16 protein-coding genes are annotated in these 16779 nt (G+C 41.1%); 13 read left to right on the top strand and 3 right to left on the bottom strand.

Going from position 1 to position 16779, the window contains the following annotated elements; all coding sequences use genetic code 11:
* Positions 1–198 precede the first annotated feature (198 nt).
* On the bottom strand, positions 199–1485 hold the full coding sequence (locus AHMF7616_RS11370; RefSeq protein WP_115372991.1) for a citrate synthase: 1287 nt from the start codon (positions 1483–1485) through the stop codon (positions 199–201).
* 551 nt (positions 1486–2036) lie between these two features.
* Here AHMF7616_RS11370 and AHMF7616_RS11365 point away from each other — a divergent pair.
* The 5 genes from AHMF7616_RS11365 (at position 2037) to AHMF7616_RS11345 (ending at position 6705) form a co-directional block, all read left to right on the top strand.
* Positions 2037–3218: a porin gene (locus AHMF7616_RS11365; RefSeq protein WP_115372990.1), complete on the top strand. Its 1182-nt coding sequence runs from the start codon at positions 2037–2039 to the stop codon at positions 3216–3218.
* Between the two features lie 555 nt (positions 3219–3773).
* Positions 3774–5207, top strand: a complete 1434-nt coding sequence (locus AHMF7616_RS11360; RefSeq protein ID WP_115372989.1) for a glycoside hydrolase family 140 protein — start codon at positions 3774–3776, stop codon at positions 5205–5207.
* 157 nt (positions 5208–5364) lie between these two features.
* Positions 5365–5775, top strand: coding sequence for a MarR family winged helix-turn-helix transcriptional regulator (locus AHMF7616_RS11355; RefSeq protein WP_115372988.1), 411 nt, complete (start codon positions 5365–5367; stop codon positions 5773–5775).
* 166 nt (positions 5776–5941) lie between these two features.
* Positions 5942–6178 (top strand): YciI family protein, encoded by a 237-nt coding sequence (locus AHMF7616_RS11350; RefSeq protein WP_199474183.1) that lies wholly within the window; start codon positions 5942–5944, stop codon positions 6176–6178.
* Positions 6179–6261: 83 nt separating this feature from the next.
* On the top strand, positions 6262–6705 hold the full coding sequence (locus AHMF7616_RS11345; protein ID WP_115372986.1) for a DUF559 domain-containing protein: 444 nt from the start codon (positions 6262–6264) through the stop codon (positions 6703–6705).
* A 167-nt stretch (positions 6706–6872) separates the two neighbouring features.
* Here AHMF7616_RS11345 and AHMF7616_RS11340 read toward each other — a convergent pair whose 3' ends face one another.
* A complete protein-coding gene (locus AHMF7616_RS11340) occupies positions 6873–7847 on the bottom strand; it encodes a helix-turn-helix transcriptional regulator (RefSeq protein ID WP_115372985.1) in 975 nt (324 codons plus the stop codon).
* 69 nt (positions 7848–7916) lie between these two features.
* Between AHMF7616_RS11340 and AHMF7616_RS11335 the strand changes: the two genes are divergently transcribed.
* The gene (locus AHMF7616_RS11335) at positions 7917–8321 is read left to right on the top strand and encodes a hypothetical protein (RefSeq protein ID WP_115372984.1); all 405 of its coding nucleotides are present in this window, start codon (positions 7917–7919) and stop codon (positions 8319–8321) included.
* A 372-nt stretch (positions 8322–8693) separates the two neighbouring features.
* Complete coding sequence (locus AHMF7616_RS11330) at positions 8694–9383, top strand: helix-turn-helix transcriptional regulator (protein ID WP_115372983.1); 690 nt, start codon at positions 8694–8696, stop codon at positions 9381–9383.
* A 219-nt stretch (positions 9384–9602) separates the two neighbouring features.
* On the opposite strand, the gene AHMF7616_RS11325 is transcribed toward AHMF7616_RS11330, so the two are convergent.
* On the bottom strand, positions 9603–11123 hold the full coding sequence (locus AHMF7616_RS11325; protein WP_115372982.1) for a malate:quinone oxidoreductase: 1521 nt from the start codon (positions 11121–11123) through the stop codon (positions 9603–9605).
* Between the two features lie 234 nt (positions 11124–11357).
* Between AHMF7616_RS11325 and AHMF7616_RS11320 the strand changes: the two genes are divergently transcribed.
* The 6 genes from AHMF7616_RS11320 to AHMF7616_RS11295 all read left to right on the top strand — a co-directional run bounded on the left by AHMF7616_RS11320 (position 11358) and on the right by AHMF7616_RS11295 (position 16706).
* A complete protein-coding gene (locus AHMF7616_RS11320) occupies positions 11358–11861 on the top strand; it encodes a YdeI/OmpD-associated family protein (RefSeq protein ID WP_115372981.1) in 504 nt (167 codons plus the stop codon).
* 129 nt (positions 11862–11990) lie between these two features.
* Complete coding sequence (locus tag AHMF7616_RS11315; protein WP_233507499.1) at positions 11991–12236, top strand: hypothetical protein; 246 nt, start codon at positions 11991–11993, stop codon at positions 12234–12236.
* A 236-nt stretch (positions 12237–12472) separates the two neighbouring features.
* Positions 12473–13408 carry a D-2-hydroxyacid dehydrogenase gene (locus tag AHMF7616_RS11310; protein ID WP_115372980.1) on the top strand — a complete coding sequence of 312 codons (936 nt, stop codon included), beginning with the start codon at positions 12473–12475 and terminating at the stop codon, positions 13406–13408.
* Between the two features lie 233 nt (positions 13409–13641).
* On the top strand, positions 13642–14787 hold the full coding sequence (locus AHMF7616_RS11305) for a glycerate kinase family protein (protein WP_115372979.1): 1146 nt from the start codon (positions 13642–13644) through the stop codon (positions 14785–14787).
* Positions 14788–14914: 127 nt separating this feature from the next.
* Positions 14915–15841 carry a nucleotidyltransferase family protein gene (locus tag AHMF7616_RS11300; protein ID WP_115372978.1) on the top strand — a complete coding sequence of 309 codons (927 nt, stop codon included), beginning with the start codon at positions 14915–14917 and terminating at the stop codon, positions 15839–15841.
* A gap of 85 nt (positions 15842–15926) precedes the next feature.
* Positions 15927–16706 carry an L-fucose dehydrogenase gene (locus AHMF7616_RS11295; protein ID WP_115372977.1) on the top strand — a complete coding sequence of 260 codons (780 nt, stop codon included), beginning with the start codon at positions 15927–15929 and terminating at the stop codon, positions 16704–16706.
* Positions 16707–16779 lie beyond the last annotated feature (73 nt).

Genomic DNA, 16779 nt, shown 5'->3' with positions numbered 1-16779 from the left:
TACTGGTTGTAAGATAAACTATTCTATTGTGTATGAATAGGTTACTTTATAGGGGTAAAGAAAAGTAAAAGAAAATTAAAGTTTTTTTTAAAAAGGTAAAACAAAACAACTAACCTCAGCGTATATATACTCGGATTGATTAATTGTTTAAATGTATAAAGAAAAAGCCCGCATCTTGCGGGCTTTTTCTTTTGTGTACTATCTGTTCTTAATATCCACGTATTCGCGGGCCGTTTGACCTGTATAAATCTGGCGGGGCCGGCCAATAGGCTCTTTATTTTCCCGCATTTCTTTCCATTGGGCAATCCAGCCGGGTAAACGGCCAATCGCAAACATTACCGTAAACATTTCTTTCGGCAAACCAATCGCTTTGTAAATAATACCGGAATAAAAATCCACGTTCGGGTATAATTTGCGCTCTACAAAATACGGATCGGTTAAAGCAGCTTCTTCTAACTGCTTCGCAATTTCCAGAATCGGATCTTTCACGCCCAGATTATACAAGATGTTATCGCACGCCGCTTTGATAATTTTAGCGCGCGGATCGAAATTTTTGTATACCCGATGACCAAAACCCATTAAACGGAACGGATCGTTTTTATCTTTCGCTTTATCGATCCATTTCTTTGAATCGCCGCCATCGGCTTTAATCGCTTCCAGCATTTCAATTACTTCCTGGTTCGCGCCACCGTGCAAAGGTCCCCATAAAGCATTAACACCCGCCGAAATAGAACCAAATAAGCTGGCGTTAGAAGAACCCACTAAACGTACTGTGGAGGTAGAGCAGTTTTGCTCGTGATCGGCGTGCAGAATCAACAATTTATTTAGGGCGTCCACTACTACCGGGTTCACGTGATAATTTTCCGTGGGGTTAGAAAACATCATTTGTAAAAAGTTAGAGCAATAATCTAAGCTTTTTTTGGGGTAAACAAAAGGCTTACCCACCGCGTGTTTATACGACCAAGCCGCAATGGTGGTAATTTTGCCTAACAGGCGGGTAATGTTTAAATCAATTTGTTCCTCGGTTAAGTTAGGGTCCAGGCTATCCGGGTGAAAAGCGGTTAAAGAACAAATCATAGAAGCCAAAATAGCCATGGGGTGCGCATCAGCGGGGTAAGCACTTAATAAGGTGCGAAAGTTTTCGTGGATTAAAGTGCGTTTCGAAATTTGCTCGTTAAAATGCGTAAGCTCGTGCTGCGTGGGCAATTCGCCGTAGATTAATAAATAAGCTACTTCTATAAAGTTCGACTTAGCCGCTAACTGTTCTATAGAATAACCCCGGTAATGCAGCACTCCCAACTCCCCATCTAAGTAAGTAATGGCACTTTGCGTAGCACCCGTGTTTTTATAACCAGAGTCGATCGTGATATGCCCGGTTTGTGCCCGAAGGGCATTTATATCAATGGCTTTTTCATTTTCGGTACCAACAACTATAGGCAGAGCGTAGGATTTGCCTTCTAAAATTAATTCTGCTGAATCAGACATGCTGTTTTATTATAGTGTAACGATGGAACGTGAGGATTTCTTTAAAAGCGAAATTAGGTAAAAATGTATAAAAATGAAATCAAGCTGGAATATAATGCCTGGAGGCCGAATATTTAGATAGTAACAGATAATGGAAGAGGTAAGAAATGGATTCTATATAAAGGTTGTAATTGGTGTATTACATATTAATTATAATGAGCCCTATGAAATTTGTTGCTGATATCGCTTCAATAATTAAAAATACAGATGGTAACAGGTGAAAATAATACAGTATCCTGTAATTTATTCATGATTTTTAGAGAAATTATGTTTTTTAACATGCATTAAAATTTAATAAAATAACTAATTTAGAAAAGCCCATTAAAATAATCGTTATAAAGGATAAACTTTAAATTAAATAGCTATTTAGAGTTAAAATTTAGGGGGTAAATAAAAATAAATGTATAATTTTTTAAAAAAAGCTTTAAAATTTAGAGTTGGTTGTTATATTTACATCGAATTACTGTAAAAGACCATTAAAATATCACCAACCCTTTAAACATTTAGCAATTATGAAAAAAACAGCTCTACTCTTAATAGCTGCTTTATTTAGCGGAGCTTTTGCGGCCAATGCCCAGTCAGATTCTACTGCAACTGCTACCCCGACTGCCGCTACCGAAGCAGGTTCCCTTAGTATTAGTGGGTACGTGGATGCTTATTATTTGTACAACACCAACAATCCAGCGAGCGGTGTAAACCAAGGCCGGATCTTTGACTTACTGCACAATAATTTTTCGTTGGGTTTAGTACAAACCGCTTTAACTTATACCAAAGGGAAACTGAAAGTAGTGGCCGATTTAACTTATGGCCCGAACGCTGACTTAGGTAATTTTGGAAATTACCGTTCCTTAAACACCAACCGGGAGGATATAACGTCTACTTCTTTTGCCATTAAACAAGCTTACGGTACTTACAACTTTACCGATAAACTAGCTTTAACCGTAGGGCAGTACGGTACCCACATTGGATACGAACTGATTGATGCTCCGCTTAACTATAATTACAGCTTATCTTACTTATTCGGCAACGGCCCGTTTTACCATACCGGAGCGAAACTGGACTACGTTGCTTCGGATAAGTTTAGTTTAATGTTTGGCGTAGTAAATGGCTGGGATGCTTTGCAGGATTTTAATAAAGGTAAAACCCTGACGGCTCAGGTGCATTTGGTGCCCGTAGAAGGTTTCCACGTGTATGCCAACTGGATCGGCGGTGATGAATACAACGGCAATTCGGCCTTTGGTAACGACAGAGGTTCTTATACCAGCTTGTTCGATTTAACCACCGCTTTTCAGGTAACGGATGCTTTTAAAATTGGGGTAAACGCCGCTTATGGTTCATTTAAAACCGGTGCGGCCCAGGAAGTTCCCGGCACCCGCTGGATGAACGATGCTAACTGGGGAGGTGCCGCCTTGTACTTAAACTACACCGTGTCGGATAAATTTGGTCTTGGTTTGCGGGCCGAGCATTTCAATGATAAAGAGGGCGTACGGTATTTTGATAAAATCCAGGCTACGGAGTTTACGCTAACTGGTAACATAAAACTGGCAGATGGTAATTTTAATATCAAACCAGAAATCCGGTTTGATACAACCAAAGATCCTTTTTTTACTTCCGGCGAAAGCAAATTAAAAAAGAACCAGACAACCCTGGGAGCAGCCGTTGTTTATTCATTTAACGGTTCATTTAACAAGTAAAATTTAAAAATAAAAGAAATAAGCCTAAAGAGATTAAAACACGCAACCAACTAATAACACGTACACCGGCTACTTTATAATTACCGGCACAATACGAAACAGCTTTGCGGTGGTGTCATAAGGCCTTCTTCAGGAACGTGCCTGAGGGGCATTACCGGGGCTGTTTCTACTTTTTACCCCATCTTGTATTCAGGAAGGCTGTCAAATTTTAGCCGGAGTTTGCTCTTGTAACCTTATTTTTTAAATTTTTGCCTTGTTTTACAGCATTCTAAAGTAAAAGTTAAACATTTATTAACCTGAAATTTCCGGTTAAACCCACCTATATTGTTATTTATTTAATTATTTTGAGTGTTTATTACGGCTGATTTATTTACCATAATTAAATGATTCCGGTAGCAGTAACGACCTCTAAGTAAATGGACACAAGTAGTAAGACACCAGTATCAAGACATAATAAAATACAGTAAATTAAATATCAGTGATTTAACCTTGTATTTTCAATATTGGAATGTATCTTTTAATTTGTCCTTTTACTTAATTAACAATTTTAAATAAATGACGCTAATCTTTTCCTTACGTTTATTTACCAGTCGGCCTTTGCTCTGGATCGTGGCCCTTACCGCATTTTTGTTGGTAACCCAGGTTCCTGCTGCAAAAGCGCAGTATCAATTAAAAGTAAGTCCTAACAAACGGTTTATTTTAAAAGAAAACAATCAGCCGTTTTTTTACCTCGGCGACACGGCCTGGGAATTATTTCACCGTCTCGACCGGGAAAATGCCGATAAATACCTGCAAGACCGCGCCGATAAAGGCTTTACCGTAATACAAGCCGTAGTATTGGCCGAACTGGATGGCCTCCGGGATCCGAATCCGTACGGGCAATTACCGCTGGTAAACAACGATCCTACGAAACCCAACGAAGAATATTTTAAGCACGTTGATTATATTGTAAACAAGGCCGGATCTTTAGGTTTATACATTGGGATGTTGCCTACTTGGGGCGATAAAATTTTTAAAGATAAATGGGGCGAGGGACCGGAAATATTTAATCCGCAAAATGCCGAAGCTTACGGCAAATATTTAGGAAGCCGGTACAAAAATAAACCGGTCATCTGGATATTAGGTGGCGACCGGAACCCTCGAAACGAGCAGGATATTGTTATTTGGCGAGCCATGGCCAAGGGTATTGTAGCCGGAGCCGGCAATAATAACCAAGATAAAGTCCTGATGACCTTTCATCCGCAGCCCAAAGAAAAAGGCGGCTCTTCTACCTGGTTTCACAACGATGCCTGGCTTGACTTTAACATGTTCCAAACGGGGCACTGCCGTTTCTCGGACGTGTACGAGCACATCAGTTATGATTACAACCTGGCTAATACCAAACCAACTATGGACGGCGAGCCGATATACGAAGATCATCCGGTTTGTTTTAACACGAAAGAAAATGGCTACTCCAAAGCTTACGATGTAAGAAGAGCGGCTTATTTAGATTTATTCGCCGGTGCTTTTGGCCATACTTACGGGTGCCATGCCATCTGGCAAATGAACGATGCAATGGGCAAAAACATAAACGGACCTTTGGGGCCCTGGTCTGAAGCAATAAATTTGCCCGGCAGTAGCCACATGAGCCATGTTCGTGCCCTGATAGAATCTAGGCCTATCCTGGACCGGGTGCCCGACCAAAGTTTAATTACATCTGCTTTAGAAGGAGGTGATCGCGTACAAGCTACCCGCGGAAAAGATTATGTTTTTGTTTATTCTACTTCCGGGAAACCATTTACGGTAAATATGGGCAAAATTACGGGTACCGAAGTAAACGCACACTGGTTCGATCCACGTACGGGCGTCTCCACTCCCTTCGGAAAATTTAAAAATTCGGGAGCGCAAAGCTTTACTCCTCCCAGCCAGGGCCGCGATAACGATTGGGTATTAATTCTGGATGATGTGGCCAAAGCTTACGTGGCTCCTAAAGTTTGGAAAAAATCGTAAATTAGCGCGTTGCGGTTAAAAGCACTGAGCTGGCTTTACTGCTTTAAAAAAATCGTTATTTTATAATTTTAGATAAAGCCTGAACATGCCGGAGCAAAAAGTCGGAACACCGACTATCTAAAAAATTAAATAATTTAAGGATAAATAAGCATTCTCGATGAAGTCAAAAGATTTGCCGATTGGTTACTGGATTAAGCAAGTAGATTGCTTACTTACGCAAGGGATTGATAAAATTCAGGCAGCGTTTAATTTTTCCAGAACTGATTGGCAGATTCTAAACGCTATAAACGAAAACCCAGGTCTTTCTAAACCGGATTTAACTAAACTGATGCTGCCTTTCGCGGATAACAACACCGTAGAAGCTATATTACTCCAGTTTCATCAAAAGGGTATTACAGAAGAAGACTTTTCAATTCGATTAACAAGGGCCGGGAAAGAAATGCATCAAGCTTGTTTAAGCCGGCAAATTGCTTTTCGGAAACAAAGTATGCAGCATATTACGGAGTCTGACTATCAAACCACGGTGGCAACTTTGCGGCAATTAGTTACAAACCTGAATCCTTCTTAAAATATTTTTTGGAATGGTAAGTATTGGTTACTTTTTACCGCCGTCCGTTTATTCTTGGTAAAGGTATTTTTTTAAATTTTTATAAATCTTGGTCTCTATTTAATCCATAAATAAGAAATATTTTCTTCTGAAACTTATACCCAGCCGAAATGACTTTGCACAAACCATGACGGATAATGAAAAAAACATCATGCAAAAGCACGTGCAGTATTGTCAGCAATACCTTACAAATGGGCAAATAGTTGTATTCGGGCCCGTGCTGGACTCGGCCGCAACTTACGGGGTGGCCATTATGGCGGTTTCGGCTGAGAGTCAGATCAAAGAATTTATTCAAAACGACCCTGCCTCGGAAGTAAACCAGTACGCGTATTGCCCGATGCTGGCGATGGTAGCTCCGGAATAAACTCTCAAGTTATAAATATATTGGCTAAATATTTGGATTGATTTGATCGTAAAAATCTAATCAATCTATATTTAACAGAAATAATGGTTCATAACTGCATTGAATGCGGAAGCGCACTTCATTTTAGCGTATTAAATTACTCAACATCGAACTTTGGCGTTCCTTTGTGCCGAAATCATCAAGATTGGATAAGATCAAAGTCAAGTCAAACTACAAATGAAACCATTGATTTATATTTTGCTTTAAAGCAAAGAGGTGTTCCAGCTGAATTAGAAAAATTTGATGGTTATAAAACAATTGATATTGCAGTTACAGATGCAAAAGTTAATATTGAAGTAGATGGTGGTCATCATATCTACGACCAAAGGCAGGCCCTTGCCGATTTAAAAAGAACTTATTATTCTTTCCTGAAAGGATTTCTAACTTTAAGAATTCCAAATACATTGATTCATTGCAACCTTGAAGAAACAGCTAATTATCTAACAGACTTTCTAATTCAAAGCAAAAATAATAAGTATATTCAATAATTAGCTTCTCTCGACAGCAGGAATTTATTTCTGAGTCTAACACAACTGCAATTTTTAAATAACAACTACATTGTCCTTTTTCAGACGGTAGGAGCATAAATAAATCAGCGCCATATAGGCGGTATCTTTCCTTGTCCATTTGCTTTAGGCAAATGTCTGCTGTTGTTTCATGCATTTATATTGGAGTAGCTCTTCCGGATTCTGGCAGGCGAATCGCCGAACCATTTTTTAAAAGAATGAATAAACGCGGCGGGTTCGGCGTACCCTAAGAGGTAAGCCATGCTGGCTACAGAATACGCTTGGTGTTGCAATAAAAAAGAACAGATTTGTTTTTTTAAATCCAACTGGAGCAGTCGGAAACTGCTGTTTTCGCGTTCCAGGCGGCGCTGCAAGGAACGGGGCGTTAAATACAAGGCGTCCGACACCGCCGTAATATCCGGTAAGTGCGGGTCCGACATCGACAAGATTAATATCTTTACCTGGTTTGCAAAACTGTCCTCCGCGGCTTTTATTTTTTCAATCAACTTAATGTATTCCGGAACCAGGATTTCCAGCTTTTCGGCAGGGCGTTGTTTGATGGCGGCCTTTAAAAGGATGAGTTCAAAAGCAATGCTAAAATTTTCGCCGTTTTCCCACCCTTTCGGATACCCTGCGTGCCAGAACGGCGAGGTTAAAGCAAAGGCTACTTCCTGCGTGGCCATCATTCCTATTTCGCGGGAGATAATGGTTAATACATTTTCCAGGATAATTCGGTTTATTGTTTTCTCCTTGTTGGCAATATCCACGGAAATGGTAATCTGTTCTTCAGTTATGCGGGTAGTGGTAGTTACCAGAGGCAAGGTACTTTGCAAGTAGGATTGCAGATAATGGAACGCTTCGGCGAGGGTAGTTACCTGCAACGAAATCCGATAAATCAATCCCAGTAGTTTTAAAGCCACAAAATTTCCGGTCTTTATGCCCCACAAATCATCTGGCAGCTCTTGCTGTATCCATTTTAAGGCACCATAAAATTCCGGCTCCGATATTAGTAAAACGTCGGTGGGGGTGATTTTCAATACTGGTTTAAGCTCCGGGGGTAGCCATACTCCCCGTATTTGCGCGTATTCCAAAAAGGGCTGTACATGCAAGGCAGCTATTTTCATTTTGTCGCAATATATCAATTTAGGCCCGCCGCTTTCTGCTAGTTTTGAATATACTAAAAAAATATAATTATGAAAACAATAACAACCTTAAAACCAGTTTTGCTGATTAATGCGTTAAGTTCCGGAGCCACTGCCTTGTTACTGCTTGTATTTCCAGGAACCATTGCCAACCTTTTCGGTAGTACTACCCCAGTACCGTTTATAGCCGTGGGGATATTTTTATTGTTATTTGCCGGGCTGGTTTTTAACCAAAGCCGAAAACCCGCTGTCCAGAAAGTTTGGGTTAAATTTATTATTGCTCTGGATGTGTTGTGGGTAGTAGAAAGTGCGATTATTCTTATTCCGCAATTATTTAGTTTTACTACCCTGGGCTATATTCTAATAACTGGCGTGGCCTTGTGGGTAGCGTTAATGGCTGTTCTGCAAACTCGCGGATTAAAACAGTTATCCCGTATAAACTCCGGAACACTATAAAATCAAAACTACTTTCGCGTAAAAACGAGCGGATCAGCGGGTTTCTAAATATAAATTTAAAAAACCACTGGTCTGCTCATTTTTAAAGCCTAGAAAAATACTGCTGCCTATTTTTAAATATTACTAAGGGAGAGGCCCGTTACAGCGTGGTTTTACCCGGGTTTTGTAGCAGCCGGGTTTCTGATGAATAAAGTAAAATGTTTTGTAAACTGTTGAATTTTTAAAAGCCGGAAGCAAACAGGTTAAGGTAAAAGCTTTATATTTATTCCGGAACCGTGCCTTAAAAAGAGCTGTAATCTAGCCGTTCGGAGGTAGTTTTTACTAGTGGTAAAAACGGGGATAAGGATGTTTCTGGAACTATAAACTCAGCCAATGAACCGCATCGATCGCTTATTCGGAATTTTAACATTGTTGCAATCTAAAAAGTATGTAACCGCCGAGAAAATAGCCGATAAGTTCGGGATTAGTATTCGCACGGTTTACCGCGATGTGAAAGCTTTAGGAGAACAGGGGATTCCGGTAAGCTTTGAACAAAACAAAGGTTATTTTATTGTGCTGGGGTACTTTTTGCCTCCGGTTTCTTTTTCCTGCGAAGAGGCCAATGCTTTGCTGCTCATGGAAAGTTTGGTAGCGGGATTTGCCGATAAGTCAATTCAAACGCATTATTCCAACGCCCTAAATAAAGTTAAGTCGGTACTTCGGGGGCCGCAGAAGGAAAAGCTCGAAATGCTGAATAACAACATCCGGTTCCAATTTCCGCCTTGCATTCAAAACGATTATGAGTATTTATCGGTGCTGCAAAATGCCATATCGTCTAAAGTAATGGTACAGGTTGATTATAAAAACAACAAGAGCGAAGTGAGTAAACGGAACATCGAACCCATTGGCTTAATTTTTTACGCCTTCAGCTGGCACCTTATTGCCTGGTGCCACTGGCGGCAAGAATACCGCGACTTCAAAGTTTCCCGGATTTTAAAAATTACTCCCACCGACAAGCCATTCGAAAAACTCGACCATATGGATTTAAATGCTTACCAAAAGTTGCTGCCGGTTCATTACTGATCGCGGATTTTCACGGTTTACGCTGATTATAATTTAAATAGAGGTTATGGTGAAGTTAAAGCGTATTTAAAAAAAGAAAAGCTAACCTTAATCAGTTAGCCTTTCTTTTTTTAGATATGCTCTGTACTCTTTAATTACTAGGCATTGTTAATCTTTTTTGAAATACCTGCCCAATCGTGTTAATCCTCTTCATTCTTTTCATCCGCGAAAATCCGCGATCTAGATTTGTACGGGTTCGGTTTCTTTAATGCCGAGTACTTCACTGGTCATGTTACGCACTTCCTGCAATAAAGCGGCATCTTTGTCCAGCGATTCGCCATAAGAAGGAATCATTTGCTTGATTTTCGTTTGCGCTTTTTCGGTATTAAACCGTTCCGGAAAACACCGTTGCAATAAGCTTAACATAATAGAGACCGCAGTTGACGCTCCCGGCGAAGCACCCAATAAAGCCGCTATAGAGCCATCAGCGGCACTTACTACTTCGGTACCAAATTCCAGAACGCCCCCTTGTTTCGCGTCTTTTTTAATTACCTGTACCCGTTGCCCGGCCGTTTCGAGTTTCCAGTCTTCTTTGCGCGCCTGAGGCACAAATTCCCGTAAAGAAGCTAAGCGATCTTCCGGCGATTGGCGCACCTGGTTTATCAGGTAGCGGGTTAACGGAATGTTTTTAAAACCCGCAATGATCATGGGGCGGAGGTTATTGGCCTTAATGGATAAGGGCAAATCAAAGTAAGAGCCTTGTTTTAAAAATTTAGTACTAAAGCCGGCATAAGGGCCGAATAACAACGCTTTTTCGCCGTTAATAATGCGGGTATCCAGGTGCGGTACCGACATGGGCGGCGAACCAACCGCGGCTTTTCCGTAAACTTTGGCTTGGTGCCGGTTAATGACTTCGGGGTTAGTACACACTAACCACTGGCCACTAACCGGGAAACCGCCAAAACCTTTTCCTTCCGGAATTTCGGATTTTTCGAGCAAAGGCAAAGAACCGCCACCGGCCCCAATAAATACAAAGCGGGCGTTTAATTTTCTTTTTTCTTCGGTGGCTAAATCTTTTACTTTAATCTGCCACCGGCCATCTTCGGTTTTCTTTAGTTTGCGAACCTCGTGATGAAAGTGGATTTTAACGCCGTCTTGTTCTTTTAGATAATCAAACATGCACCGGGTAAGCGCCCCAAAGTTTACGTCGGTACCAATTTCCATACGGGTGGCCGCTACTTTTTGCGCCGGATCGCGGCCTTCCATAATTACGGGCATCCACGCGCGGAGCTGCGCCACCTCATCGGAGTACTGCATGCCTTTAAACAAAGGGCATTTGGTAAGCGCGGCGTGGCGTTTTTTTAAATATTCCACATTTTTTTCGCCCCATACAAAGCTCATGTGCGGAATACGCCGGATAAAAGACTCCGGTAAGTTTATTAAATTGTTCTGAATCAGGAAAGCCCAAAATTGTTTAGATATTTCAAAAGACTCGGCTATGCCTACGGCTTTGGAAGTATCAATGGAACCATCTGGTTTTTCGGGAGTGTAATTTAATTCGCAGAAAGCGGAGTGGCCCGTGCCCGCGTTATTCCAGGCATCTGAACTCTCGGCGGCAGCTACGTCTAAGCGTTCAAAAATTTCTACGGTAACATCGGGTTCCAATACCTTAATCATCATGCCCAAGGTGGCACTCATGATTCCGGCCCCGATTAATATTACATCCGGATTTTCTTTTGTTATATTATCGTTATTAGTCATATAAATAGATAAATTAAAAAACCATCTTTCTTATTTAGTTAGATGTTCCTAAAACCGATTACGAATTATATTTACATACGACACATAAATAACCTTGTTATTTTAAAAAACAGAAAAAATAGATCTTATATAAAACAGAATTTACCGGTTGCTACAGAAAACAAGCACAAGCGCTGGTTGTTTCGGGGTAATGGTCGTAAAATCACATTTCCTAACCATTGATCTAATTTTGGAATGAACCCGGAAATAGCAGTTTCTTATACCAGTACCATTAATCGTTTGCCGCACTTGGGTGGTCATTACTTGGAGGTTACTCCGGCTATAATGGCGCAGCTAAACGCGAAACCCGGAGCGCGATTGATTTGCCAGGTAAATCAAATTATTACTTTTCCGTGCGGCCTGGTTGCACTGGGTAATGGCTGTGCCTATATACTATTAAGCGCCAAACGCCTGAAGGAAGCTGCATTAAAGCTTAATCAGGAAGTTACGGTTAATCTAAAACCAGATTTAAGCCCTTATGGTATGGAAATGCCCGAGGAACTTGCCGCCTTATTAGAACAAGACGAAGTTGGTAAAATTCGCTTTGAACAATTAACGCCCGGCAAGCAACGTACGCTCATGTATTCCATAACTGCGGTTAAAAACCCACAATTGCGCGTTGATAGAACTATTCGCTACATCGAAAATTTAAAAAAACAGCCGCCAGGCAAAGAATCCGTAAGCCGTATTTTAGCATAAAATTCCAAGAAAGTTGGGGCAAAGTGGCTATTTATTTAAAAGAGTTTTTGCTTTTTTGTTTTAAGCGTAAGCACCAAAACTTAAACCAGCTGAAGGAGTATGCTTAATTTCTAAGGAAATTTTAAATTTATGATGAAGCAAAGAGAAGTTACCGATAACCAAAATACCACCTGGACCTGTGTACAAGCTTACGCCGCAGTTAATAGCGAAGCAGCAGAAAAAGCAACCGTTATTAGTGAAAATGCCGCAGGAGAAGTGCCGGTTGTTTGCACCCCCCGCGGAGGAGCCCAGACCGTTCGGTTGCAATTACCAAAAAGTTGGCTCGCAGAATATTCCGATGAACAATTAGTGCAAGAAATCATTCAACAAGCTTAACGCCTGCTGTCAGTACATTTTTTAATTTTTTCAGACCTAGCAATCCGGTTATTTAGTTAATCTGTAAAGCATGGTACAGAATTGTTTACAGGGTAATTCATCGGAGATACTTATAATTCCTATATTTCGTCCGTTGCTACTTGGTTACAACAACTAAGTATAGCTAAGTAACTTACAGCTTTTTAAGTGTGGCTAGCTGCGGCGGCAGTTCTCTCAAAATATTAAAAATTTAATAGATGAAAATTGCTTTTTTAGATACCAAAACACTGGGCGATGTTCCTAACCTGGAAAAATTGCAAGACTTTGGGGAGGTACAGTATTATTCTACGACATTACCATCCGAAACTTTAAGCCGGGTGCAAGACCGGGACATAGTCATCACAAATAAAGTAGTGCTGGATAAGGCCACTCTGGAAAAATGTCCGCATCTGAAACTAATATGTGTGGCCGCTACCGGCATGAATAATATTGATTTAAGCGCGGCTCAGGATTTAAAAATTCAAGTTAAAAACGCCGTTGATTACTCTACCAGCAGTGTTGCGCAACTTACCTTTGCCATATTGCTGCAATTAATAAACAATGTTACTTATTTTGATAATTATGTTAAATCAGGTGCATATTCCCAATCTGATATTTTTACGCACCTGGGACCTAGTTATGAGGAATTAGGCGGAAAACAGTTTGGTGTTATTGGTTTCGGAACTATTGGCCGGCAGGTTGCCCGGATTGCTGCTGCTTTTGGTGCCAGGGTGGTTTACTATTCTACGTCGGGTAAAAACAACAACCCGGATTACCAACGCCTGGAACTAAATGAATTTTTGGCCACCTGTGACATTATTTCAATTCATGCGCCATTAACTTACCAAACACGCAACCTGATTGCTTATCCGGAATTGCAAAACATGAAACCCTCGGCCTTGTTGCTTAACGTTGGCCGGGGCGGCATAATAGAAGAAGCCGATTTGGCGCGAGCCTTAAACGAAAATCTGATTGCCGGAGCAGGTTTAGATGTGTTTTCCGCCGAGCCCGTAAAACCCGATAATCCGTTATTACACCTGAACAATCCTGCTAAAGTGGTACTAACGCCCCACATAGCCTGGGCCAGCCGCGAAGCACGCCTATTACTAATGAACAAAGTAATTCAGAACATCCAAGTATTTTTGGAAACTTGAGTATTTACTTTTTTAAATTTTGAAGCAGGTTATGGGTTTGCTGCCTTCACAGCGGGAAAAATAATAATATTGAAAGCACATAAAGGCTTTCTACAACAATGTAACTAATGCTTCCATTATTTATTTAACTCCATCAGCCAAATGTGTTGTGCTAAGATTGATTATAGATATAATTTCTTCAAACTTCTTATCTTATCGCTTTACACTAGTCAAACAAGTAACAAATTTAAAAAATGCATATTGTAATTGCACCCAATGCATTTAAACACAGTTTGTCCGGCATGGCCGTTGCAAGGGCTATTAAAACGGGGTTGGAAGAAAGCGGATTACAAGCTACTTATAGTCTCTTTCCGATTGCCGATGGGGGAGAAGGCATGATGGAAATACTGGTAAACTATTGGCAAGGTACTTACCAAACAGTTTGGGTACAGGACCCACTGGGTAGACCCATAGAAGCAATGTTTGGATTAGTGAATCAAGGTAAAACCGCTATTATTGAACTGGCTCAAGCTTCTGGCCTGAAGCATGTAACCCATACCGAACGGAACCCATTAAAAGCTTCCACTTACGGCACCGGGCAAGTGATAAAAGCGGCCTTAGCTGGTGGGGCAACCCAATTTTTAATAGGTTTGGGTAACAGTGCTACCGTAGATGGCGGAACAGGTTTGCTGCAAGCTCTAGGTGCCCGGTTCTACGATAAAAATGATCAATTAATGCCAGTTGGTGCAGCACCTTTAGCCCAATTAGCCCGCGTAGATTTAACGGATTTAGACCCCCAATTAATTTCCGGAAATATAACCGTAGTGTGCGACGTGGACAATCCCTTGCTTGGCGAATACGGCGCTGCCCGGGTTTTTGGTCCGCAGAAAGGTGCGGATGCGGCTATGGTAGAAATATTAGAAGCGGGACTGGCTCAACTGGCCGCTGTGACCCAGCTGCAACTAAGCAAAAATATAGCAGCATTGCCGCATGGCGGAGCTGCCGGCGGAACTGCCGCCAGCTTGGCCGCCTTCTTAAACGCAAAATTAGTAGCCGGTACCGAATACATTTTAAAAAAGACTCATTTTAAGGAATTACTACAAAAGGCTGGCTTGCTAATAACAGCCGAAGGTGGCCTGGATGAACAAACGCTGGCCGGCAAAGGACCTTATGGCGTGGCTAAGCTTGCTAAAAATTTAAAAATTCCGGTTATTGTTTTAGCCGGGCAAATTCCAGCTGCTATAGATTTAAACCGATTTACGTATTTCGATGCTGTTTTCCCGATCGGAACCGGGCCGGTAACATTAGCAGAAGCTTTAGCACAAACTACGGTAAATTTAAATCGAACGGCTTGCCAAATTGGTAAATTATTGCAAATGTCTTTCAGAAAGCAGGTATAAAATTAAATTTTAATTTACAAGCACCGCACCTTTTTAAATTATAAACCATTCATTTGCAAAGTAAATCTCATCCATCCGGGCAATCCGGTAAAACTTTACATCTTTTTCTTACCTAAAAATAGAATGCATGAATGCAGCACCTAGTTTAGTAATACTGGCCGCCGGTCTGGGCAGTCGTTTTGGAAGCCTGAAGCAACTGGAAGGTTTTGGGCCCCACGGTGAAACAATTATTGATTATTCTATTTACGATGCCGTTAAAGCTGGTTTCGGCAAAATGGTGTTTGTTATAAGAAAAAGTCTGGAAAAAGATTTTACCGCAACCGTACTTTCCCGGATACCGGATAAGATTCCGGTAGAATTGGCATTTCAGGAATTAAGTAAAGTGCCTGGGAATCTACCCGTACCGGAAACCCGGCAAAAGCCCTGGGGAACGGGCCATGCTTTATGGTCAGTGGCGAGCCAGGTACAGGAACCGTTTGCCGTTATTAATGCCGATGATTTTTATGGCTTTACGTCTTTCCAGCAAATGGCCGATTTTTTAAAAAATTCTTACCATTTTACCGGGTCCAAACCAGCATGGTGCTTAGCGGGTTATCCCTTAGAGAATACGCTCTCTGTAAACGGCAGTGTTTCCCGAGCTATTTGCCAAGTAGATGAAAACAATTTGCTACAAGCAATAAGGGAATTAAAAGAAATTTTTAAAAATAATGACCAGATTGTAGCGCACGTATCGGCGGACAATGATTTGCTCTTAACGGGCCAGGAAAAAGTTTCTATGAATTTCTGGGGTTTTACGCCGGCTATTTTTCCGCTATTGGATAGTTACTTGCAGCAGTTTTTGAAAGAACAAAGGCACTCTGAAAAAGCCGAGTTTTATTTATCTGAGGCCGTTAATCAAATGCTAATTGAAAATTTGGCAACTGTAAAAGTGCTTACCGCTGCAGAGCAATGGATGGGTGTTACGTACCCCGAAGATAAAGCTGTTGTAAAACAGCAATTAGGTGCCTTGTTAGCTCAAAAAATTTACCCCAACCCTTTATGGAATTCCATTTAGTAAATTTTATTTTATTAACAGGAAATACCCTAGCGTTTTGTACTTATAAATTATTACTGATTAATTTACTCCCAAATGAAAAAGCATGAATCTGGAATTAAAAGATAGAATTATAGTAGTTACCGGGGGAGCTAAAGGTATTGGAGCGGCTATTGCGCAGGTACTTGCTAAGGAAGGCGCCATGCCCATTATTATTGGCAGAAATGAATCGGATAATTTGGCCATGGTTCAAGAAATAAGAAATGCCGGGGGCAAAGCCGATCAAATAGTAGCGGAATTAACTGATCCGGAAGCTAGCAGATTAGCCATAGAAACGATTATAACGCGTTACCAACAAATTGATGGTCTAGTAAACAATGCGGGGGTAAACGATAGTGTTGGTTTAGAACATGGCAACTACGAGAAATTTATGCTATCGCTGCACCGGAATGTTGTCCATTATTATCTAATGGCCCATTATGCACTCCCGGCCTTAAAAAAAAGTAAGGGTGCTATTGTAAATATTAGTTCTAAAACAGCGGAGACAGGACAGGGCAATACCTCTGCTTATGCGGCGGCAAATGGCGGCCGAAATGCCTTAACCCGGGAGTGGGCCGTGGAACTATTACCTTTCAGTATTCGGGTGAATGCATTAGTTGTTGCGGAAGCCTATACACCGCTGTACGAAGAGTGGATTAAAACATTTCCAAACCCAGAAGAAAAATTAAAAGCAATTACAGATAAAATTCCCTTGGAAAAACGCATGACTACTGCCGAAGAGATTGCTAACATGGTAGTTTTTTTGCTGTCTCCCAAATCAAGCCATACCACGGGGCAACTCATTCACGTAGATGGCGGGTATGTGCACTTAGATCGGGCTTTGTAGTGTTTAGAGGAAGCATAATTTCCGGTTACAACAGAAAAGCCTTGGTTTAATGCCAAGGCTTTTCTGTTGTAAA

Origin of the sequence: Adhaeribacter pallidiroseus (genome assembly GCF_003340495.1) — a bacterium.
Lineage (GTDB): Bacteria > Bacteroidota > Bacteroidia > Cytophagales > Hymenobacteraceae > Adhaeribacter > Adhaeribacter pallidiroseus.
This window is presented reverse-complemented; position numbering and strand designations above follow the sequence as displayed.